This is a genomic window from Pseudomonas sp. Os17 (assembly GCF_001547895.1).
Classification (GTDB): Bacteria; Pseudomonadota; Gammaproteobacteria; order Pseudomonadales; family Pseudomonadaceae; genus Aquipseudomonas.
The window spans coordinates 5,168,117-5,190,093 of sequence record NZ_AP014627.1 but is presented as its reverse complement, the minus strand read 5'-3'; the positions used below and the strand labels follow the sequence as shown (position 1 = coordinate 5,190,093).

Sequence of the window (21,977 nt, the reverse complement as noted above, 5' to 3'; positions counted from 1 at the left end):
CAGTTCAGGCCGCTGGTGGCTCCTTGCGGACGAAGTGCGCGTGCATCTCGCTGGTGAGGTTTTCGATGCGTTCGCTCAGTTGCTTGGTCATTTCCGTGAGGCGGGTGTTCTGCTCCAGCAGCTCCAGCAGTTGCCCGGTGGTTTGCGCGGCCTGGGCCTGGCGTTCGCTGTTGGCGATGGCCAGGGCCTCGCGGTGCTGGGCGTCGGCGTCGGACTGGGCCTTGTCGCGGGCGGCCTGGCGGGTCTGGGCCAGCAGGATCAGCGGCGCGGCGTAGGCCGCCTGCAGGCTGAAGGCCAGGTTGAGAAGGATGAAGGGATAGACGTCGAACTGAGTGACGCCACTGAGGTTGAGGGCGATCCAGATCACCACGATCAGGGTCTGTGCCCCGAGAAAGGTCGGGGTGCCGAAGAAACGGGCAAAGGCCTCGGCCTTCAAGGCGAAGGCATCGTTGCCGAAGGTGGGGGCCAGGTGGGCATGGGCGCGGTGAAAGCGCAGGTGATCGGTGACCGGAGTGGTTTCTTCGGGCGTGTTGCTGGAACTCATGATGGCCTCCGCCAGGCACTGGGACGTCAGGCCACTATAGTCCTCAAGGCTGTCCCGGACGTCATGATCGACGCCGGGAAACCCCTCCCTTACAGCGCATCGCGTTCGTTGGCGAACATGCTCACGGCTTGCACCGCGTCACTGGCCCCATCGCGAATCTGCAGGATCACAGTGCCGGCCTGATCCGCCAGTTGCACGCCCTTGGCCGCCCGTTCCCGGGTGCCGTCCATGCTCTTGATGGCTTGCAGGGTTTCGTTCTGGATCATGTCGATCATGCTGGCGATTTCCGCAGTCGAGCCGCTGGTGCGCGCTGCCAACTGGCGAACCTCATCGGCCACCACGGCGAAGCCGCGCCCCTGTTCTCCGGCCCGGGCGGCCTCGATGGCGGCATTGAGGGCCAGCAGGTTGGTCTGGTCGGCAATCCCGCGGATGGTGTTGACGATGGCGGTGATCTGTTCCGAACGTTCGCCCAGGCGGGCGATCAGGGTGGAGGAGTCCTCGATGTTATGGGCGATCTGGCGCATTTCGCTGGCGGCCTGCTGGATCACGCCGGTGCCTTGCTCGGCGACTTTCCGGGTCTGTACCGAGATGTGATAAGCCTGGCTCGCGCTATGGGCGTCATGCTCGTGTTTCTCCACCTGCTGGGTGACGTCGGCGGCGTACTTGACCACTTTGCACAGGCGTCCGCTGGCGTCGTAGACCGGGTTGTAGTTGGCTTCCAGCCACAGCGTGCGGCCGTGCTTGTCGATCCGTTCAAAGCGACCGTTGAAGAATTCGCCCTTGTTCAGGCGATTCCAGAAGTCCTGGTAGGCGCTGCTGTTGACCAGCTCGGGCTTGCAGAACATCCGGTGATGCTTGCCCTGGACCTGCGCCAGGCTGTAGCCCATGCGGCTGAGGAAGTTGGCATTGGCGCTGATGATGCTGCCATCGAGGTTGAACTCGATCACGGCCATGGCCCGGTCGATGGCATCCAGCTTGTTGCGTGCCTCGGCCTCTTCCTGGATTCGAGTGGTGACATCCAGGGCGTACTTGACCACTTTGTACACCGTGCCCGAGGCGTCGCGGATAGGGTTGTAGCTGGCTTCCAGCCATAGGCTCTGCCCGGCACTGCCAACCCGTTCAAAGGTTCCGGACTGGAACTGACCTTCTCTGAGGCGTGCCCACAATTGCTGGTAGTCGCTGCTGCGGGCGTACTCCGGGGTGCAGAACAGGCGGTGGGATTGGCCGAGGACCTGGTCTTCGCGATAGCCCAGGGTCTTGAGGAAGTTGTGGTTGGCGCGCAATACGCAGCCTTGCAGATCGAACTCGATCACCGCCATCGAGCGGTCGATGGCCTCCAGCAGGCTCGATTGCTCGGCAACGGTCCGGTTCAGGGTGTCGATGGTCTTGTTGTGGCGGTTGAATAGCATGTGGGCAGGTGCTCTGTGGGAGAAACGTTGCGTCGATCCCTATTGAGTGCGCCGGTACGCCGAATGCTCCCCGGCGCTCGGCATTATCTGCTCAATGTCAGCGTTCCATGACTGACAGAAGATACATTCGCAGCGATGCAACGGGGACGCTTCAGGCGCGCGTCGGTGGCCGCGTCAAGGGAGACGTAGCGGCTGCGAATCGATTTAGTTGGATTGATTGGCTTCGGTGGCGGCAGTTGCGGTTGTGGGCATCCGTTGCAGCGAAGTGGCGGCATTATGATGGCAACTGCCTGGATAAATCCAAATAAACTTGTACAAAAATATTTTTTACTTCCTTTTTGTATAAGTTTTTTCGGTTTTATGCCAAATGCGATTGTGCTGCATAGCCGTTGGCATCGTTGCTGGCTATCCGGTTGCGTCCGGTTTTTTTCGCCTGGTACAGGGCCTGGTCCGCGGCATTGAGCCAGGTGGCCGGATCCTCGAAACCGGCATCGAAGGCGGCCAGACCAATACTCAGGCTGACATTCAGCTCGTTCACTTGCGGGTGCCGGTACTGGCTGAAGACCCGGCGCAGGCGCTCCATGATATCGAGCGCCTGCTGCTGGCTCATGCGCGGCAGGATCACGCAGAACTCGTCGCCACCGTAGCGGCCGGCCAGGTCATCGTGGCGCAGGTTGCGTCGCAGTTCGTTGCTCAAGTGACGCAGCACGGTATCGCCAATGATGTGGCCGTAGGTGTCGTTGATCGCCTTGAAGTGGTCGATGTCGATCAGGGCGATGCAGGCGTGCATCTGCCGCTGCCGGCACTTGTGGAACTTGATGTGCAGCAGGTCCTTCCAGGAACCGTGGTTGAGCAGGCCGGTGAGGCTGTCGGTGCGGCTCAGGGCGCTCAGGGCGCGCTTGTGTTCGGACAGTTTGATCGCCAGGCGATAGCAGACCATGCCCACCGCCAGGGGATAGAGGGTCAGCATGGGCAGGCAGGCGTAGATCTGCAGCGGGCTGATGTGGGTGGTGATGTGTGGCCCGAACAGCGCCCAGGACAGCAGCACCCCGGTGCATTGGGCCAGACTGCCGCGAATGAACAGGCGCAGGCCACCTGCGGCCACGTTGTTCATGGCCATCATCGAGAGGATGGTGACCGCCGGCAGCGGGTTGAACTGCATGGTCGCGGCCCAGAAACCGCCCAGCAGCGAGTCATACAACAGATTGCGCCGCTCTGCCCGGTAGGGAAACGCCGAACGGGCGGACAGTTGATAGGCCAGGTGGGGCCAGATCAGGCCGTTGAACAACAGCAGGCCCCATATCCAGTCGGGCAGTGCCAGGGGAGCGAGTGCTGCGAGGACACTGATGCCGCCGATGCCCAGGCCGATGATCCTTGGCCAATAGATGCGTCGGGCAAATGACAGCCCTTTGCCGCGTTGGTTTTCCATAAATTCCTGCACCAGGTTTTGCACTGAAACACTTTGTGGTGTTTTTTGCGGCCTTGCCGTTTATCGGATCAGTCTGGTGAATATTGTCATTTATTCCACTAGGAATAATCAGTGTCCTTCGAAGCCATTTCACGGTGGCCGGGGCAGGGCATGCCGGTCGATCGCGCTGAATCAGGCCTGGTAGTGGCTCAGAAACATGTCCAGTGCCGACTCGATGACCCGGGTCTGCAGGTCCGCCGCCAGGGGCGGTTGGCCCAGGGTGATCTGCGGCCAGAACGCGAAGCTCTTGAGCAGCCCGTGCATCTGCTGGGCAGCGAACTCCGGGTCCAGCGGCTTGAGACGACCGTCGGCCAGGGCGCCGCGGATCCACAGGGTCAGGCCTTCCTCCCGTTCGCCGAGTCGCGCCACCATGTCCTGAGCCCGCTCGGGGGAGTGGATGGTGGCAGCAATGGCCACTCGGGCCAGGTCGAGGAAGTTGTCGTCGGCCAGCAGTTGCAGCTTGGCCCGCAACAGGGCTTCCAGTTGCTCGCGCAGGGGCTGGTCGTGGCGATAGACGACGTCCGCTTGGGCGCTGATGCTGGCCCAGAGCTTGTGCAGGATCTCGGCGAACAACTCCTCCTTGCTTGGAAAGTGGTTGTACACCGTGCGCTTGGATACTCCGGCCGTGGCGGCAATCTTGTCCATGCTGGTGATGTCGAAGCCGCTGGCGCGGAATTCGCTGATCGCCGCCTGGATGATGGCATTGCGTTTAAGGTCGGTGAGGCGCTTCGGAGCTGTCATAAGTTGGGTTCGATCAGGGTGGGCGGCTAAATCAATCGGCAGTCTACTTCGTCTTAATCCTGTTGCAATGTAGAAACTACACTGTGTAGTGTAGTTCTCCTTCAAAACGATGATTGGCGGCTGATGCTTGCGTGCCTTGGCCAGTAGATCGTCCCGTAGAACCACCTCGGAACCTTGCCGCGTTCCACGGAGTCCTTTCAATCATGGCCAATGTCTCGTCCAGCCTAACCCGCGCCTCTGGTCAGCCAACCTCTCGTCAGGAGCAGGGCGCCTTTCGCAACCATGCATCGGTGCGACGTGCCGGTTTCGGCAAGACCCTGCAGATCTTCTGGAACATGCTGTTCCACAAACCGCGCAACACCCGCCCTGCAGGGGCGATTCCGGTGCAGGAACTGACCCGCGAGCAATTGCTGGCAGCGCCTAATCACAGCGTGTTTCGCCTGGGCCACTCCACCGTGCTGCTGAAGATGCGCGACAAGTTCTGGATCACCGACCCGGTGTTTGCCGAGCGGGCCTCACCGGTGCAATGGGCCGGGCCAAAGCGCTTTCATCAGCCGCCCATCAGCCTGGAGGCGCTGCCGGAGATCGAGGCGGTGATCCTGTCCCACGATCATTACGACCACCTGGACCACCAGACGGTGCTGACCCTGGCGGACAAGACCCGGCACTTCCTGACCCCGCTGGGCGTGGGCGACACCCTGATCAAATGGGGGGTACCGGCGAGCAAGGTGCGGCAGCTGGATTGGTGGCAGGGATGCGACGTCGATGGCATACGTTTTGTCGCCACGCCGTCGCAGCACTTTTCCGGTCGTGGCCTGTTCGATGGCAACCGCACCCTGTGGGCCTCCTGGGTGATGATCGATGGCCCGACACGGATCTTCTTCAGCGGTGACACGGGGTATTTCGACGGCTTCAAGCGCATCGGCCAGCAGTACGGTCCCTTTGACCTGACACTGATGGAAACCGGGGCCTACAACGTCGAATGGCCCCACGTGCACATGCAGCCGGAGCAAACCCTGCAAGCCCATATCGATCTGCGTGGCCGCTGGCTCCTGCCGATCCATAACGGCACCTTCGACCTGGCCATGCATGCCTGGCACGAACCCTTCGACCGTATCCTGGCCCTGGCCTGGGAACGCAGCATCAGCATCACCACGCCGCAGATGGGCGAAGCCTTCAGCCTGACGCAGCCTCAGCGGGGCAGCACCTGGTGGCTGGAGGTGGATGGCGTGCTGGAGCAGATGGGCATCGAGTCCGCGTGAACCAGGACTGGCCACGAAGGTGGCCAGTTACCCGATTCATCTGGTTTCGACCCTGGCGCTGAGCGCCGGTCTGGTGTCGGCCGCTGCCCGGGGCCGTCGATCATTCGATCATGGCGTAGTCAGGGCGCTCCATCGGATTGGGGGTCGCTCCACGGATGTTCATGCCGCGGCCGGGGGTGAAGCCGGGGAAGAACACCAGGCCTTGCGCCTCAAGGCAGAAGGCCAGGGCCAGCCGGGTGACGTCACGCACCTCGTAGCCGGCCTCAAAGCGCTGAATGGCTTGCACCGAGACGCTGGACTCGCGGGACAGCCGGTCCATGTCCCAGCCCAGCATGTCGCGGGCCTGAGCACAGTGCTGCGGAGTGAACTGATAAAGGGCGATACGTTCCAGGGTTATTTTCATCGCTAGAGAGGCCATGGTTTTCTCCGGGAGGTTAGGCAATGCGTTGGCTTGATACTGGTTATTTGTACAGTGGTTTTGCTTGCTGATCAAACTCAATTACGGCCAACCCCCGAGCCTTTGGTCACAAGGTTTTACCTGGGAACGCAGCCTCCTGATTCAGGTAGGTGCTGGGGGATTGCCCCAATACCCGGCGGAACATGGTGGAGAACGCCCCGGGGCTGTCGTAGCCGAAGTCCAGGGCGATGCGGGTGACCGGCTCGGCTGCAGCCAGCCGGGCCAGGGCCAGGACCACACAGGCCCGTTGTCGCCATTGAATGAAGCTCATGCCCGTCTGCCGGCGAAAGCTGCGGTTGAAGGTGCGCAAGCTGATATGCAGCTGTCCTGCCCAGTGTTCCGGGGATTGGTGAATATCCGGGCGAGCGAGGAAGGCCTGGCACAGCCCCAGCAGTGCACCGGCGGCCGGCAGGGGGATATGCAGCGGCAGCGGGCGACTGCGCTGCAACTCAAGCAGAAGGAGGTCGATCAGCAATCCGTCCCTGCCGTGCTGCGGGTACTCCAGGGGAAGCTCCACCGCCTCCAGAAGCAACTGGCGCAACAGGGGCGAGACGCTGATCACCTGGCAGTCGCTGCTGTCCAGCGGCGCTGCTGCGGGTTCGATGTACAGACTGCGGGTGCTGACCCCGAGCATCAGCACCTCATGTTCCACCCCGGGCGGGATCCAGACCGCCCGCTGCGGCGGCACCACCCAGTTCCCCTGGGCCGTGCCCACCTGCATCACGCCGGTGGCGCCATACAACAGTTGCGCCCGGCGATGACGGTGGCGCGGCAGGCGCTGGCCGTCGGCATAGTCGGTGCCGATGGCCACGACCGGACGCGGTGTCCGGTCCAGTGAGTCGATGGAGATGTTGCGCATGCGACGAGGTTCCTGGCTGGCGTAAACGCAAACATTATTGGCTGACTTGCTGAAGTCGGCCAGGGCTCGATCTTTTATTGTCCGCAGCTTCTTTCCCGGACGGATGCGGCTCGATGTTCTATCTACTGCTGGCAGTTTTTGGTTGCATGACCGGCGTCAGCGCGGTGCTGTTCGGCTTCGGCGGCGGTTTTGTGGTGGTGCCGCTGTTGTACTGGATGCTGCTGAGCAGCCAGGGCGCCGACTCGGCGGCGGGGCATTCGGCCATGCACATCGCTGTGGCCACTTCGACCTGCGTGATGATCGTCAATGCTCTGCTGGCCAGTTGGCGGCATCAGCGGGCCGGCAATCTTGTTCGCCATTACCTGTGGCCTCTGGGGGCCTACATCGCCCTGGGGGCAATGTGCGGAGCGGCCGCGGCGATGTGGGTCAGCGGCGAGGTGATTCGGTATGCCTTCATTGCCTACCTGGGCATCACCATTGCCGACTGCCTGCTGCGGCGCGGCTTTCTTGAGCCGGTGAACCAGGCTCAGGCGCGTCGCCTGGGCACCGGCGAAACTCTATTGGGTGGTGTAGGAATAGGCGTAATCGCGACGTTTCTCGGGGTGGGGGGCAGCGTCATGACAGTACCTCTGTTACGCCGTTGCGGTTTGAGCATGACCCAGGCCACCTCCATGGCCAATCCCCTGAGCGTGCCGGTGGCCCTGGCCGGAACCGCTACCTACCTGGCCCTGGCGCACTTCAGTCCAGCCGATTTCGGGCCCGGGTTCATCGGCTATGTGGACCTGTTGGCGTTTTCGCTATTGTCCCTTGGCTCGTTGCTGGGTATCCGTCTGGCCACGCCCTGGATCGGTCGTATCCCGGATCGGGTGCATGCGCGGGTGTACATCGGCCTGCTGCTGGTGGTGCTGGTCAGCCTGTGCCTGACGTGACAGGGGCATCGCCGCGGGCAGAACCTGGTGGGGGCTGAGACTACTGTGCGTGAAGCCCCGGTGCCTCGCGGATCACGAAGTGGTCCAGGTTCTCGATGTTGGCGCTGAAGACCCCGAAGGTCGCTTCGGGGTTTTTCTTGCTCGGCACTTGCTTGAGTGTCGGGGTGACACCGTAGAAGAAACAGTACAACTCGCGCTGGCTGTCGATGGCGCTCTTGATCTCTTCGAGGAAGGCTTTGCGCTTGCGATAGTTGTCGATCAGTTTCTTGCTCAGGTAGACGTTGACCGAGTAGGGCTTCTTCTTCGATTCGCCATCGGCCTTGAACCAGACCTTGTGCTCGAAATCGATGCGAAAGCTCTGGGTGTAGTCCTTGATTTCCTTGATCTTGCCCCAGTAGATCAGCCCCTTGTTGTCCAGCAGGTACTCGATCTTCTTGAAGAACGAGGCGTAGGACGCGGTGTGCTCGCCGATCTTCAGCGGCATGCGCTTGAGCAGTTCCTTGTCGTCGATGTTTGACACGAAACATTCCACCGGGTGGGCGAAGACACAGGTCTTGTCCGGGGTGCTATCGCGCCCGGCGTGGTTGTGTTGCAGGCCCGCTGGCACGGCGGGCGGATTGTCCCGGGGCGTCTCTGCCGCCGCAGTCGGGCTGCTCGGTCGGCGCTTGTACTCGCGGCGGGTCAACAGCAGTTCCGAAGGGAAGTGTTCCTCGCGTTCATCCTCGGCGGCTGCGCCTTCGATGCTGCCGGCACCTTTGCTGAGCCGGTAAGGGCAGCTTTCTATATGCAGCGTGCCGGGCAGGTTCTTGAAGTGCGGGGTGCGAAGGTAATTGACGTTCTTGGCATTGAAGGTGCCCAGCTGATTGGCGGCATCGAAGGCAGCGCGACATTCATCGTTGGGGCACTGGAAGTTTTCCTGGGCGGAATCGAAAGCCACGGTTTCATCGAAATTCAGATCCCGCACGTCATAGATCGACAACTTGTCGTCGAGGCTGATGCAGTAGGCGGTATCGAATTTCATGAGCGCTTTGATCCTTAAGCGGGGGAGGGGTCTTTATAACCACAGCTCCTGCAGCCTGCACGCATTTTAATGGGCCATCTGCGCAGTCTGTTTCCACGGCCAATAAAAAAGCCCTGAACAAGTCAGGGCTTCTTATTTGTTGCATTGAACCGCGAATCAATCCCAGCTCAGTGCACCGCCAGTTTGATACTCGATCACGCGGGTCTCGAAGAAGTTCTTCTCTTTCTTCAAGTCCATGATCTCGCTCATCCATGGGAACGGGTTGGTGGTGCCTGGGTACTCTTCCTTCAGGCCGATCTGCGACAGGCGACGGTTGGCGATGAACTTGAGGTAGTCCTCCATCATCGCCGCGTTCATGCCCAGCACGCCGCGCGGCATGGTGTCGCGAGCGTATTCGATTTCCAGTTGGGTGCCCTGGAGGATCATCTGGGTGGCTTCTTCCTTCATCTCGGCATCCCACAGGTGCGGGTTTTCGATCTTGATCTGGTTGATCACGTCGATGCCGAAGTTCAGGTGCATGGATTCGTCGCGCAGGATGTACTGGAACTGCTCGGCAACGCCGGTCATTTTGTTGCGGCGGCCCATGGACAGGATCTGGGTGAAGCCGCAGTAGAAGAAGATGCCTTCCAGAACGCAGTAGTAGGCGATCAGGTTGCGCAGCAGCTCCTTGTCGGTGTCGACGGTGCCGGTTTCGAACTTCGGATCGGAGATCGAACGGGTGTACTTCAGGCCCCAGGCGGCTTTCTTCGCGACCGATGGAATCTCGTGGTACATGTTGAAGATCTCGCCTTCATCCATGGCCAGCGATTCGATGCAGTACTGGTAGGCGTGGGTGTGGATCGCCTCTTCGAATGCCTGGCGCAGGATGTACTGGCGGCATTCCGGGTTGGTGATCAGGCGGTACACGGCCAGTACCAGGTTGTTGGCAACCAGGGAGTCGGCGGTGGAGAAGAAGCCCAGGTTGCGCATGACGATGCGGCGCTCGTCGTCGGTCAGGCCTTCCGGGTTTTTCCACAGGGCGATGTCGGCGGTCATGTTGACCTCTTGCGGCATCCAGTGGTTGGCGCAACCGTCGAGGTACTTCTGCCAGGCCCAGTCGTACTTGAACGGCACCAGCTGGTTGAGGTCGGCGCGGCAGTTGATCATGCGCTTTTCGTCAACCGCGACGCGGGCGGAAGAGCCTTCCAGCTCGGCCAGGCCTTCGGCGATGTCGAGCTGGTCCAGGGACGCCTTGGCCCGGGCAACGGCAGCGGAGTCATTGGCGGTCACGGCGCGAGCTTCCAGAGCTGCGGCACCACCGGCGCTGTCGAGGCGGTCCATGTTGGCTTCAGTGGCGTGGCCGGCGTTGGCGCCTTTGACTGCAACTTCGCCTTCTTCTTTGTCGAATTCGTCCCAGCTCAGCATGACGTGTCGTCTCCTGCTCGAGGGCCAGATGCCCGTGTGAAAACAAAAGGGTTGGCTTTTCACACGGCGCTACTGGCCGCGTTAAATCAATAGAAATCGTTTGTTGCAGCTGTGAACGCAGGCAATAAACAGAAATATGTGTCCTGTGTGCCTTGAGGCTGCTGTCGGGCGGAACTGAGGCTTTCGGTTCCGGCGCGTGATTCAGCAGGTCGTTTTCATCCGGTAAGGGAATGTTGCGGGCCCGTTTTGAGGACGCATTATAAGGATATTTTCCGGCTCGTGGGGTGACCGATGGGCGCAGGCGGGCCGAGGAAGGCAGGGGATCCAGAGCAAAGCGCGGGTTTACAAGGCTTTGACCGCGGAAGATTTTTTTCGGGCTGAAAAAAATCAGCCGGAAATGGCCAAAAAATAGCCAATTTTACTAGATGTTGTGTTTTTGCAAGCCATTTCACTGTTTTGAACACAACTCAAATCCACCTGGATTGGGCCAGGCAAGGGGCTGGGAACCGGCCTCGGCGGTGGCGAAAAGGTTGCGTGCGATTGCCGTGGTCGCACGTCGCGGGGGCGATGCTGTTGGCCGGACCCCGAACGGGGGCGCTGGCGAGGCATCTTTGCCGCAAGAGGGATTTCTTGCGGCCGGCAGTCATCAAGGTCTATGCAATGAACTTGGCTATTAACCGTTAGAGCAACCGTTGCCCATTACGCGGTATTGAAGAATATGCCGTTGACCGTGGGAGTCTTCATATTCCATACGCGCTGGTACAACTTCGCATACTTCTGGAACTTCGCTCATGGAGATAACTTTGGCGATATCCAGATCAGTGGAGTAAGTGTATTCCTCTACCGGTACTTGTTGCTGTGCGACATCAGTCGGGATCTCATCAGCCATCGCGGTAACGCACAGACTACTGAGGGCCAGAACTAATAAAGCTTTCATTTGCGTTTTACCTTTCTAAGGTCGTGTGGGGTCACGCAGCCTTTATGAGGCTGCGTGTGGAGCTTGAGTAAACGTTTGATTAACTGCCTTCGTGGGGGCTGCAACTTGGTTAATCAGATTGCCTGTTTGGCGAGACGGATTTTAGGCCCCGGGTGGCGGGTCATATAGGTGTACTTTTGATAAACACCTTTGACAGTTTTTGTAACAATCGCCGAAAAAGGCCTGTCCGGATGCCTGCTTGAATATTTTTGCCGAGGCTGAATGTCGCTGTAACCAGCGTTCTTGAAGGGGTGCGGCAAATAGCCGGGCATTTCGCAGGGGGTTGTTACTACCATCGTCGAATGGTTCTATAGGCGCCCCCCGGCTACAACGGGGTCATACAAAAACAACTATGTCACCGAGGTAAGAAAGATGAGTGCGGCTTCTCTGTATCCCGTTCGTCCCGAGGTTTTGGCCAATACGCTGACTGACGAGGCGACCTACAAGGCCATGTACCAGCAGTCGGTCGTTAACCCGGACGGTTTCTGGCGTGAACAGGCCAAGCGTCTCGACTGGATCAAGCCTTTTACCACGGTGAAGCAGACTTCCTTCGACGATCACCATGTCGATATCAAGTGGTTTGCCGATGGCACCTTGAACGTCTCCTACAACTGCCTGGATCGTCATCTCGCCGAGCGTGGCGATCAGATCGCGATCATCTGGGAAGGCGATGATCCTTCCGAAAGCCGCAACATCACTTACCGCGAACTGCATGAAGAAGTCTGCAAGTTCGCCAACGCCTTGCGTGGCCAGGACGTGCACCGTGGCGACGTGGTGACTATCTATATGCCAATGATTCCCGAGGCGGTGGTGGCCATGCTGGCCTGTACCCGTATCGGTGCGATCCACTCGGTGGTGTTCGGCGGGTTCTCCCCTGAAGCGTTGGCCGGGCGCATCATCGACTGCCGTTCGAAAGTGGTGATCACCGCCGACGAAGGCATCCGTGCCGGTAAAAAGGTTCCGCTCAAGGCCAATGTCGACGACGCCCTGACCAACCCGGAAACCAGCAGCATCCAGAAGGTCATCGTGTGCAAGCGCACCGGTGGCGACATCAAGTGGAACCAGCATCGCGACATCTGGTACGAAGACCTGATGAAGGTCGCCGGCAGCGTCTGCGCGCCGAAAGAGATGGGCGCCGAAGAAGCGCTGTTCATCCTTTATACCTCCGGCTCCACCGGCAAGCCCAAGGGTGTGCAGCACACCACGGGCGGCTACCTGCTCTATGCATCGCTGACCCATGAGCGGGTGTTCGACTACCGTCCGGGTGAAGTCTACTGGTGCACCGCCGACGTCGGCTGGGTCACCGGCCACACCTATATCGTCTATGGCCCGCTGGCCAATGGCGCCACTACGGTGCTGTTCGAAGGCGTGCCCAACTATCCGGACGTGACCCGGGTGGCGAAGATCGTCGACAAGCACAAGGTCAACATTCTCTACACCGCGCCGACCGCGATCCGCGCCATGATGGCCTCGGGCACGGCTGCCTGCGAAGGCGCCGATGGCAGCAGCCTGCGCCTGCTGGGTTCGGTGGGCGAGCCGATCAACCCGGAAGCCTGGGACTGGTACTACAAGAACGTCGGCCAATCCCGTTGCCCGATCGTCGACACCTGGTGGCAGACCGAAACCGGCGCCACCCTGATGAGCCCGCTGCCGGGGGCGCATGCCCTGAAGCCGGGTTCTGCCGCGCGTCCGTTCTTCGGCGTGGTGCCGGCCCTGGTGGACAACCTGGGCAACATCATCGAAGGCGCCGCCGAAGGCAACCTGGTGATCCTCGATTCGTGGCCAGGTCAGGCGCGCACGCTGTACGGCGACCACGACCGTTTCGTCGATACCTACTTCAAGACGTTCCGTGGCATGTACTTCACCGGTGACGGTGCTCGTCGCGACGAAGACGGCTACTGGTGGATCACCGGCCGGGTGGACGATGTGCTCAACGTTTCCGGGCACCGCATGGGCACCGCCGAGATCGAAAGCGCCATGGTTGCGCACCCGAAAGTCGCCGAAGCGGCGGTGGTGGGCGTGCCTCACGACATCAAGGGCCAGGGCATCTATGTCTACGTGACCCTCAACGGTGGGGAAGAGCCGAGCGAAGCCCTGCGTCTGGAACTGAAGAACTGGGTGCGCAAGGAGATCGGTCCGATCGCCTCGCCGGATGTCATCCAATGGGCGCCGGGACTGCCGAAGACCCGTTCCGGGAAGATCATGCGGCGGATTCTGCGCAAGATCGCGACGGCGGAGTACGACGGTCTGGGAGATATCTCCACCTTGGCCGACCCAAGCGTGGTGCAGCATCTGATCGACACCCACAAGACCATGAACGTCGCCTGAGGCGGGTTCCGAGTCACCCAGCCCCGTCCGGCCTTGCGCCGGGCGGGGCTTTTTTGTGCCGGGGCGATTCCCCGGCAAACCGCCTGCTACAGCCTCCGCGCGCCTGGAGCGAGGCACGCTTGCCGGTGCAGGCGAGCGAATAAATATCGGATTTATCCATGTGCCGGGTGCGAATGTTACCGATGCCGTCGAAGATGTAACCCGGCGCCCATTTTCGGGGCAATGGGAAACGCCGAGCCCCATTTCAGGGCTGTTTATATCCATATAAAAAATAAGTCATCACGCTGCGCTTGCCGTAATAGAAGGCTTTGCCAATAATAGGCCCGCAATTTGCAGCGTAGATCGGTTCCCTATCATTTGCTCTTGCATAGTTTTGAAGAGCTGTCAATGTGCTCCCCCGGTATTCTCGATGCTTCTGTAATTTGTTGTCGCATTGAGGAAATATCGGCTTCCAGCCTGTCGTTAGAATGCCGGTCACTCGCTCGTCGTTGCCTGTGTGTGAGTCCTCTCCCGGGCTTTTAAGGACGCAGCGCCGTCTTTGCAGTTTTACCCATTCGCATATTGGGCTGTCGCTCACTCTGCCGTTTTCGCCCTTTACCGATGGAGTTCTAAGATGAAGAAACTCGTGCTTCTTGGCGCCCTGGCACTGTCCGTGCTCTCCCTGCCGACTTTCGCCGATGAAAAGCCCCTGAAAATTGGTATCGAAGCGGCCTACCCTCCGTTTGCCTCCAAGGCGCCGGATGGCAGCATCGTCGGTTTCGACTACGACATCGGCAACGCTCTGTGTGAAGAGATGAAGGTCAAGTGCGTGTGGGTCGAGCAAGAGTTCGACGGCCTGATCCCGGCACTGAAAGTGCGCAAGATCGACGCCATCCTCTCGTCGATGTCGATCACCGACGATCGCAAGAAGTCCGTGGACTTCACCAACAAGTACTACAACACCCCGGCACGTCTGGTGATGAAGGCCGGCACCCAGGTCAGCGACGGTCTGAGCGAGCTCAAGGGCAAGAACATCGGCGTGCAGCGTGGTTCGATCCATGAGCGTTTCGCCCGTGAAGTGCTGGCTCCCCTGGGCGCACAGATCAAGCCTTACGGCTCGCAGAACGAAATCTACCTGGATGTGGCCGCCGGTCGTCTCGACGGCACCGTGGCCGACGCTACGCTGTTGAATGACGGCTTCCTGAAAACCGATTCGGGCAAGGGCTTTGCCTTCGTCGGTCCGGCTTTCACTGACGTCAAATACTTCGGCGACGGCGTAGGGATCGCAGTGCGCAAAGGTGACAAGGCCGAGCTGGACAAGATCAACGCTGCCATCGCTGCCATTCGCGAGAACGGCAAGTACAAGCAAATCCAGGACAAGTACTTCGACTTCGACATCTACGGCAAGTAAGACCGTCGAAACAGTCAGTCCGAGATGGCGCAAGCAGCAGAATCTCTGAAGTTTGCGCCATTTTTTCATCCCAATTTTCGAGGACCTGAATCATGTTGAAAGGCTACGGGGCTGTCATCCTCGATGGCGCTTGGCTGACGCTTCAGCTCGCCTTGTCGTCCATGGCCCTGGCCATTGTTCTGGGTCTGATCGGGGTCGCGCTGCGTCTCTCGCCGGTGCGCTGGCTGGCCTGGCTTGGCGATCTGTATTCCACGGTGATCCGTGGCATTCCCGATCTGGTGCTGATCCTGCTGATCTTCTACGGCGGCCAGGACTTGCTGAACCGCGTCGCGCCGCTGCTGGGCTACGACGACTACATCGACCTCAATCCGCTGGCGGCCGGTATCGGCACCCTGGGCTTCATCTTCGGTGCCTACCTGTCGGAAACCTTCCGTGGCGCCTTCATGGCGATCCCCAAGGGGCAGGCGGAAGCGGGCATGGCTTACGGCATGAGCAGCTTCCAGGTGTTCTTCCGGGTGATGGTGCCGCAGATGATTCGCCTGGCGATTCCCGGCTTCACCAACAACTGGCTGGTGCTGACCAAGGCCACCGCGCTGATTTCGGTGGTGGGCCTGCAAGACATGATGTTCAAGGCCAAGCAGGCGGCGGATGCCACTCGTGAGCCTTTCACCTTCTTCCTCGCAGTGGCGGCCATGTACCTGGTGATCACCAGCGTCTCGTTGCTGGCATTGCGTCACCTTGAGAAGCGCTACTCGGTAGGCGTAAGGGCGGCTGATCTATGATCTTCGACTACAACGTCATCTATGACGCCTTGCCGCTGTACTTCAGCGGCTTGCTGACCACCTTGAAACTGCTGGCACTGTCGCTGTTCTTCGGCTTGCTGGTGGCTCTGCCCCTGGGGCTGATGCGGGTCTCCAAGCAGCCGCTGGTGAACATGACGGCCTGGCTCTACACCTACGTGATCCGCGGCACGCCGATGCTGGTGCAGCTGTTCCTGATCTACTACGGCCTGGCCCAGTTCGAAGCGGTGCGGGAGAGTTTCCTCTGGCCCTGGCTGTCCAGCGCGACCTTCTGTGCCTGCCTGGCCTTTGCCATCAATACCAGCGCCTACACCGCGGAAATCATCGCCGGCAGCCTTCGGGCCACGCCCAATGGCGAGATCGAGGCGGCCAAGGCCATGGGCATGTCGCGCTACAAGATGTACCGCCGCATTCTCCTGCCGTCGGCCCTGCGCCGGGCGCTGCCGCAGTACAGCAACGAAGTGATCATGATGCTGCAGACCACCAGTCTGGCGTCCATCGTGACCCTGATCGACATCACCGGCGCGGCGCGCACGGTCAACGCGCAGTACTACCTGCCGTTCGAGGCCTACATCACCGCCGGCGTGTTCTACCTGTGCCTGACCTTTATCCTGGTGCGCCTGTTCAAGCTGGCCGAAGGCCGCTGGCTGCGCTACCTGGCACCGCGGAAGCACTGACATGCAGCGTATCGATCATCCATTGCCCTGGAGCCATCTGGGTAGCGAGCGCAGCATTTCGGTGTTCCGTTTCGGCAGCGGCGAGCGCAAGGCCTATATCCAGGCCAGCCTGCATGCTGACGAACTGCCGGGCATGCGTACCGCCTGGGAGCTGAAAAAACGCCTGGCCGAGCTGGAGGCCCAGGGCGCCCTCAACGGTGTTGTCGAGCTGGTGCCGGTGGCCAATCCGCTGGGTCTGGGACAGTTGCTGCAAGGCAATCACCAGGGCCGTTTCGAGGCCGGCAGTGGCAAGAATTTCAACCGTGATTTCGTCGAGTTGAGCGCGCCCGTGGCCCAGCGCCTGGACGGGCGCCTGGGGGATGATCCGCACGCCAATGTACGCTTGATCCGTCAGGCCATGGCTGAGGTGCTGGCCGAGTTGCCGCCGGCAGCCAGCCAGTTGCAGGGTATGCAGCGGGTGCTGCTGAGCCATGCCTGCAATGCCGATGTGGTGCTGGACCTGCATTGCGATGCCGAGGCCGCGCTGCACATGTATGCCTTGCCGCAGCACTGGCCGCAATGGCGTTCCCTGGCGGCGCACCTGGATGTGAAGGTCGGCCTGCTGGCGGAGGACTCCGGTGGCAGTTCGTTCGACGAAGCCTGCTCGCTGCCGTGGCTGCGCCTGTCGCGGCAGTTCCCTGATACGCAGATTCCCCTGGCCTGCCTGGCGACCACCCTGGAGCTGGGTGGTCAGGCCGACACCGGGCGCCCCCAGGCCGAGGCTTACGCCGAGGGCATCCTGGCGTTTCTGGCCGAGCAGGGGCTGATTGCCGGTGAGTGGCCGGCACCCGGGCACGACGCCTGCGAGGCCATGCCCTTTGAAGGCACCGAGCTGCTGTATGCGCCGCACCCCGGCGTGGTGAGCTTTCTGCGTCCGGCCGGGAGCTGGGTGGAAGTGGGCGAGCCGATTTTTGAAGTGATTGATCCCCTATCCGATCGGGTCAGTACGGTGTGTGCTGGCACCAGCGGCGTGTTGTTCGCCGTTGAGCGGCTGCGTTATGCCCAACCCGGTTTCTGGCTGGCCAAGGTGGCGGGGCGCGAAGCGCTGCGTCACGGGCGCTTGCTCAACGACTGACTGTTTTTGTGAGAACCGACCGCATGTACAAACTTGAAGTCCAAGACCTGCATAAGCGCTATGGCAGTCACGAAGTGCTCAAGGGCGTGTCCCTGAAGGCCGCGGCTGGCGATGTGATCAGCATCATCGGCTCCAGTGGCTCGGGCAAGAGCACCTTTTTGCGCTGCATCAACCTGTTGGAGCAGCCCCATGCCGGCAAGATCCTGCTGAACAACGAAGAGTTGAAGCTGGTGGCCAACAAGGACGGCGCGCTCAAGGCTGCCGATCCCAAGCAGTTGCAGCGCATGCGCTCGCGCCTGTCGATGGTGTTCCAGCACTTCAACCTGTGGTCGCACATGACCGCGATTGAAAACATCATGGAAGCACCGGTGCACGTGCTGGGGGTGTCCAAGGCGGAGGCTCGCGAGAAGGCCGAGCATTACCTGGCCAAGGTGGGCGTGGCGCACCGCAAGGATGCCTACCCGGGGCACATGTCCGGTGGTGAGCAGCAGCGCGTGGCCATTGCCCGGGCGCTGGCCATGGAGCCGGAGGTCATGCTGTTCGACGAGCCGACCTCGGCCCTGGATCCGGAGCTGGTGGGCGACGTGTTGAAGGTCATGCAGGCCCTGGCCCAGGAAGGCCGCACCATGGTGGTGGTGACGCACGAAATGGGCTTTGCCCGTGAGGTGTCGAACCAGTTGGTGTTCCTGCACAAGGGTGTGGTGGAAGAGAGCGGCAACCCGCGGGAAGTGCTGGTGAACCCGCAATCAGAACGTTTGCAACAATTCCTCTCCGGTAGCCTCAAGTAATCACTGCCGTTATGCACCAAATTAGGTCATGCTGCGCACCGCGCGCCAGATGGTCTAACTTGGTGTTGCCACCCTTGGCTTCTAACACTGTTTTCGTTTCGGATTGCCCGCCATGACTGCCCATCGAATTGGTTTCCTGATTTGGCCCAGCACTAAAGCCTTGACGCTGGCGCTGGCCGAGGAGGCCTTGCGTGTTGCTCAGCGGGTGCATCCGGAGGTGGTTTATGAGTTGGCGTTCCTGCAGGCCGAGGCACCGGCCGAAGGCGCCTGGCAACTGCCGGGCGAGCCTTGGGCGGGCAAGCTTGAGGGCTGCCAGAAGCTGTTCCTTTTGGCAGACGAGCCGCCCGGCCCCATGAGTTCCGGGCTCGGCAGCGCTCTCAAGCAGCTGGTGCGGGCCGGCTGCGTGATTGGCGGGCTGTCGGCCGGGGTGTATCCGCTGGCGCAGTTGGGCCTGCTCGATGGTTATCGGGCAGCGGTGCACTGGCGCTGGCAGGACGATTTTGCCGAACGCTTTCCCAAGGTCATCGCCACCAGCCACCTGTTTGACTGGGACCGTGATCGCCTGACCGCCTGTGGCGGCATGTCGGTACTGGACCTGTTGCTGGCGGTGCTGGCGCGGGATCACGGCGCCGAGCTGGCGGGTGCGGTTTCGGAAGAGCTGGTGGTGGAGCGCATCCGCGAGGGCGGCGAGCGGCAACGTATTCCGTTGCAGAATCGTCTGGGGTCCAGCCATCCAAAGCTGACCCAGGCGGTGCTGCTGATGGAGGCCAATATCGAGGAGCCGCTGACCACCGACGAGATTGCCCAGCATGTCTGTGTATCCCGTCGGCAATTGGAGCGCATCTTCAAGCAGTACCTGAACCGCGTGCCCAGCCAGTACTACCTGGAGCTGCGCCTGAACAAGGCCCGGCAGATGCTGATGCAGACCAGCAAGTCGATCATTCAGATCGGCCTGTCCTGTGGTTTCTCCTCCGGCCCGCACTTCTCCAGCGCCTACCGCAACTTCTTTGGCGCCACCCCGCGCGAAGATCGCAATCAACGGCGCAGCAGCAGCCCGTTCGAACTCTCCTCCGTACCTTCCGAGCGCGGTTGATCCGCCTTCTGTAGGCGCCGGCTTGCCGGTGCAAGCGTCCTGACGCCCGCTCACCGGGCCTGCGCTGCAGCTAACTACCTGGATAATTACCTTGGGCAAAATGCCCGCTGAATCTGCCGCTAGAGCCCTGCGCAGTTTAAACTGCGCCTTTGCGACGCTATTTGTCGCATTGCCATAAACCCGCGTAAAACCGGGGTTGGCGCTATAAGAAGTTGTCGCTTGGCGACAAGGCCGGGCACAAAACTGTCCTTACAATCCCTCCATCGCTCGCCAGTTCCAGGCGGGTGTTCCTCTTCAGGAGACTCCGATGTCCGTTGAGCAAGCTCCGGTGCAACGCGCCGATTTCGACCAGGTGATGGTTCCCAATTACGCACCTGCGGCTTTCATTCCTGTGCGCGGCTCGGGGTCCCGAGTCTGGGACCAGTCGGGACGGGAGCTGATCGACTTCGCCGGCGGCATTGCGGTCAACGTACTGGGCCACGCCCATCCGGCGCTGGTGGGGGCTCTGACCGAGCAGGCCAACAAGCTGTGGCATGTGTCCAACGTCTTCACCAACGAGCCGGCCCTGCGCCTGGCCCACAAGCTGATCGACGCCACCTTCGCCGAGCGCGCGTTCTTCTGTAACTCCGGTGCAGAAGCCAACGAGGCCGCCTTCAAGCTGGCCCGTCGCGTGGCCCACGATCGTTTCGGTGCCGAGAAGTACGAAATCATCGCCGCGCTGAACAGCTTCCACGGCCGTACCCTGTTCACCGTGAACGTCGGTGGCCAGTCGAAGTACTCCGATGGCTTCGGTCCGAAAATCACCGGCATCACCCACGTGCCGTACAACGACCTGGCTGCACTGAAGGCCGCGGTTTCCGATAAGACCTGTGCGGTGGTGCTGGAGCCGATCCAGGGCGAAGGCGGCGTATTGCCGGCCGAGCTGGCTTACCTGCAAGGCGCTCGCGAACTGTGCGATCAGCACAACGCGCTGCTGGTGTTCGACGAAGTGCAGACCGGCATGGGCCGTAGCGGCGAGCTGTTTGCCTACCAGTATTACGGCGTGACCCCGGACATCCTCACCAGCGCCAAGAGCCTGGGCGGCGGTTTCCCGATCGCGGCGATGCTGACCACCGAAGCGCTGGCCAAGCACCTGGTGGTCGGTACCCACGGCACCACCTACGGCGGTAACCCGCTGGCTTGTGCGGTGGCCGAGGCGGTGATCGATGTGATCAATACTCCGCAAGTGCTCAACGGCGTGAAAGCCAAGCACGACCGCTTCAAGACCCGACTGCTGCAGATCGGCGAGAAGTATGGCCTGTTCACCGAAGTCCGCGGCCTGGGCCTGTTGCTCGGTTGCGTGCTCAGCGAAGCCTGGAAAGGCAAGGCCAAGGACGTGTTCAACGCCGCCGAAAAAGAAGGCCTGATGATTCTGCAGGCCGGTCCGGACGTGGTGCGTTTCGCCCCGAGCCTGGTGATCGAAGACGCCGATATCGATGAGGGCCTGGACCGCTTCGAGCGTGCCGTGGCGAAACTGACTCAAGCCTGATTCAGGTTGCAGTACTCCTCGGCGCCGGCTGTTGCAGCTGGTGTCGAGCCCCATTCCTGTGCCGGGCTGTCCCGGCATTTTTTTCCCTGCGTCGGACGGTTTCCGACCTGTTTTAGAGTAAGGAGTGACACCATGCTGGTGATGCGCCCCGCGCAAATGGCTGATCTGGGCGAGGTACAGCGTCTGGCTGCAGACAGCCCGATTGGTGTCACCTCCTTGCCGGATGATGTGGATCGCCTGCGCGACAAGATCGCCGCGAGCGAGGCTTCGTTTGCCGCTGAAGTGAGCTTCAACGGCGAGGAAAGCTATTTCTTCGTTCTCGAAGACACCGACAGCGGCAAGCTGGTGGGCTGCTCGGCCATCGTCGCGTCCGCCGGTTATTCCGAGCCGTTCTACAGCTTTCGCAATGAAACCTTCGTTCACGCGTCCCGCGAGCTGAAGATCCACAACAAGATTCATGTCCTGTCCCAGTGTCACGACCTGACCGGCAACAGCCTGTTGACCAGTTTCTATGTGGTGCCGGAACTGGTGGGTTCGCCCTGGTCGGAGCTCAACTCCCGCGGCCGCCTGCTGTTCGTTGCCAGTCACCCGGAGCGTTTCGCCGACTCGGTGGTGACCGAGATCGTTGGTTACAGCGACGAGCACGGTGATTCGCCGTTCTGGGACGCCATCGGGCGCAACTTCTTCGACCTCAACTACGCCGAGGCCGAGCGCCTGTGCGGCCTGAAAAGCCGGACCTTTCTCGCCGAGCTGATGCCCCATTACCCGATCTACGTGCCGCTGCTGCCGGACGCCGCCCAGGAAGCCATGGGCCAGGTGCACCCGCGGGCGCAGATCACCTTCGACATCCTGATGCGCGAAGGTTTTGAGACCGATCACTACATCGACATCTTCGACGGTGGCCCGACCTTGCATGCACGGGTTTCGGGGATTCGTTCGATCGCCCAGAGCCGCGTGGTGCCGGTGAAGATCGGCGAGGCCATCAAGGGCGGCGGTCGTCAGTATCTGGTGTCCAACGGCCAACTGCAGGATTACCGCGCGGTGCTGCTGGAGCTGGATTACGCCCCGGGCAAACCGGTGACCCTGGATCTGCAAGCCGCCGAAGCCCTGGGCGTCGGCGAAGGTGCCAGCGTGCGTCTGGTGGCGGTTTAAAGCCTGCTTCCACGACCTGGAAAGCATGCCTGGAAAG

The 21,977-nt window shown here is 61.0% G+C and carries 19 protein-coding genes and 2 pseudogenes; 11 read left to right on the top strand and 10 right to left on the bottom strand.

Annotated features, from left to right (window positions below):
* Nucleotides 1–4 precede the first annotated feature (4 nt).
* From POS17_RS22695 to POS17_RS22680, 5 genes and pseudogenes are all read right to left on the bottom strand, one after another.
* Nucleotides 5–544, bottom strand: a complete 540-nt coding sequence (locus tag POS17_RS22695; protein ID WP_060840613.1) for a DUF1003 domain-containing protein — start codon at nucleotides 542–544, stop codon at nucleotides 5–7.
* An 89-nt stretch (nucleotides 545–633) separates the two neighbouring features.
* A pseudogene (locus POS17_RS32790) lies at nucleotides 634–1,074 on the bottom strand (methyl-accepting chemotaxis protein); the annotation flags it as partial.
* A gap of 108 nt (nucleotides 1,075–1,182) precedes the next feature.
* Nucleotides 1,183–1,863: pseudogene (locus tag POS17_RS32785) on the bottom strand (PAS domain-containing protein); the annotation flags it as partial.
* Nucleotides 1,864–2,311: 448 nt separating this feature from the next.
* Complete coding sequence (locus POS17_RS22685; protein ID WP_060842000.1) at nucleotides 2,312–3,382, bottom strand: diguanylate cyclase; 1,071 nt, start codon at nucleotides 3,380–3,382, stop codon at nucleotides 2,312–2,314.
* A 171-nt stretch (nucleotides 3,383–3,553) separates the two neighbouring features.
* Complete coding sequence (locus POS17_RS22680; protein ID WP_060840611.1) at nucleotides 3,554–4,162, bottom strand: TetR/AcrR family transcriptional regulator; 609 nt, start codon at nucleotides 4,160–4,162, stop codon at nucleotides 3,554–3,556.
* Nucleotides 4,163–4,365: 203 nt separating this feature from the next.
* On the opposite strand from POS17_RS22680, the gene POS17_RS22675 reads away from it, so the two are divergent.
* Nucleotides 4,366–5,424 (top strand): MBL fold metallo-hydrolase, encoded by a 1,059-nt coding sequence (locus tag POS17_RS22675; protein ID WP_060840610.1) that lies wholly within the window; start codon nucleotides 4,366–4,368, stop codon nucleotides 5,422–5,424.
* Nucleotides 5,425–5,524: 100 nt separating this feature from the next.
* On the opposite strand, the gene POS17_RS22670 is transcribed toward POS17_RS22675, so the two are convergent.
* Nucleotides 5,525–5,842: an XRE family transcriptional regulator gene (locus tag POS17_RS22670; protein ID WP_060840609.1), complete on the bottom strand. Its 318-nt coding sequence runs from the start codon at nucleotides 5,840–5,842 to the stop codon at nucleotides 5,525–5,527.
* A 106-nt stretch (nucleotides 5,843–5,948) separates the two neighbouring features.
* Nucleotides 5,949–6,740: an AraC family transcriptional regulator gene (locus tag POS17_RS22665; protein ID WP_060840608.1), complete on the bottom strand. Its 792-nt coding sequence runs from the start codon at nucleotides 6,738–6,740 to the stop codon at nucleotides 5,949–5,951.
* Between the two features lie 113 nt (nucleotides 6,741–6,853).
* Here POS17_RS22665 and POS17_RS22660 point away from each other — a divergent pair, with 113 nt between their 5' ends.
* A complete protein-coding gene (locus POS17_RS22660; protein ID WP_060840607.1) occupies nucleotides 6,854–7,669 on the top strand; it encodes a sulfite exporter TauE/SafE family protein in 816 nt (271 codons plus the stop codon).
* Nucleotides 7,670–7,709: 40 nt separating this feature from the next.
* On the opposite strand, the gene POS17_RS22655 is transcribed toward POS17_RS22660, so the two are convergent.
* From POS17_RS22655 to POS17_RS31255, 3 genes are all read right to left on the bottom strand, one after another.
* Nucleotides 7,710–8,690, bottom strand: a complete 981-nt coding sequence (locus POS17_RS22655; RefSeq protein WP_060840606.1) for a hypothetical protein — start codon at nucleotides 8,688–8,690, stop codon at nucleotides 7,710–7,712.
* Nucleotides 8,691–8,846: 156 nt separating this feature from the next.
* Entirely contained in the window at nucleotides 8,847–10,094 is a 1,248-nt protein-coding gene (locus tag POS17_RS22650) for a ribonucleotide-diphosphate reductase subunit beta (protein ID WP_060840605.1), read from the bottom strand.
* Between the two features lie 673 nt (nucleotides 10,095–10,767).
* Nucleotides 10,768–11,031, bottom strand: a complete 264-nt coding sequence (locus tag POS17_RS31255) for a DUF2790 domain-containing protein (RefSeq protein ID WP_016968107.1) — start codon at nucleotides 11,029–11,031, stop codon at nucleotides 10,768–10,770.
* A gap of 411 nt (nucleotides 11,032–11,442) precedes the next feature.
* On the opposite strand from POS17_RS31255, the gene acs reads away from it, so the two are divergent.
* The 9 genes from acs (at nucleotide 11,443) to aruF (ending at nucleotide 21,940) form a co-directional block, all read left to right on the top strand.
* Nucleotides 11,443–13,398: an acetate--CoA ligase gene (acs, locus tag POS17_RS22640; protein WP_060840603.1), complete on the top strand. Its 1,956-nt coding sequence runs from the start codon at nucleotides 11,443–11,445 to the stop codon at nucleotides 13,396–13,398.
* 613 nt (nucleotides 13,399–14,011) lie between these two features.
* Complete coding sequence (locus tag POS17_RS22635) at nucleotides 14,012–14,788, top strand: ABC transporter substrate-binding protein (RefSeq protein WP_060840602.1); 777 nt, start codon at nucleotides 14,012–14,014, stop codon at nucleotides 14,786–14,788.
* A gap of 92 nt (nucleotides 14,789–14,880) precedes the next feature.
* Nucleotides 14,881–15,570 carry an ABC transporter permease gene (locus POS17_RS22630; RefSeq protein ID WP_016968104.1) on the top strand — a complete coding sequence of 230 codons (690 nt, stop codon included), beginning with the start codon at nucleotides 14,881–14,883 and terminating at the stop codon, nucleotides 15,568–15,570.
* A complete protein-coding gene (locus tag POS17_RS22625) occupies nucleotides 15,567–16,265 on the top strand; it encodes an ABC transporter permease (protein ID WP_016968103.1) in 699 nt (232 codons plus the stop codon). The genes POS17_RS22630 and POS17_RS22625 overlap by 4 nt, the downstream gene beginning before the upstream one ends.
* 1 nt (nucleotide 16,266) lies before the next feature.
* Nucleotides 16,267–17,379 carry a succinylglutamate desuccinylase/aspartoacylase family protein gene (locus POS17_RS22620; protein WP_060840601.1) on the top strand — a complete coding sequence of 371 codons (1,113 nt, stop codon included), beginning with the start codon at nucleotides 16,267–16,269 and terminating at the stop codon, nucleotides 17,377–17,379.
* Nucleotides 17,380–17,402: 23 nt separating this feature from the next.
* Entirely contained in the window at nucleotides 17,403–18,167 is a 765-nt protein-coding gene (locus POS17_RS22615) for an ABC transporter ATP-binding protein (RefSeq protein WP_011062773.1), read from the top strand.
* A 112-nt stretch (nucleotides 18,168–18,279) separates the two neighbouring features.
* Nucleotides 18,280–19,260, top strand: coding sequence for a transcriptional regulator ArgR (gene argR / locus POS17_RS22610; RefSeq protein ID WP_060840600.1), 981 nt, complete (start codon nucleotides 18,280–18,282; stop codon nucleotides 19,258–19,260).
* A 307-nt stretch (nucleotides 19,261–19,567) separates the two neighbouring features.
* Nucleotides 19,568–20,788: an aspartate aminotransferase family protein gene (locus POS17_RS22605; RefSeq protein ID WP_060840599.1), complete on the top strand. Its 1,221-nt coding sequence runs from the start codon at nucleotides 19,568–19,570 to the stop codon at nucleotides 20,786–20,788.
* A gap of 132 nt (nucleotides 20,789–20,920) precedes the next feature.
* Entirely contained in the window at nucleotides 20,921–21,940 is a 1,020-nt protein-coding gene (gene aruF, locus POS17_RS22600) for an arginine/ornithine succinyltransferase subunit alpha (RefSeq protein ID WP_060840598.1), read from the top strand.
* Nucleotides 21,941–21,977: the final 37 nt, after the last annotated feature.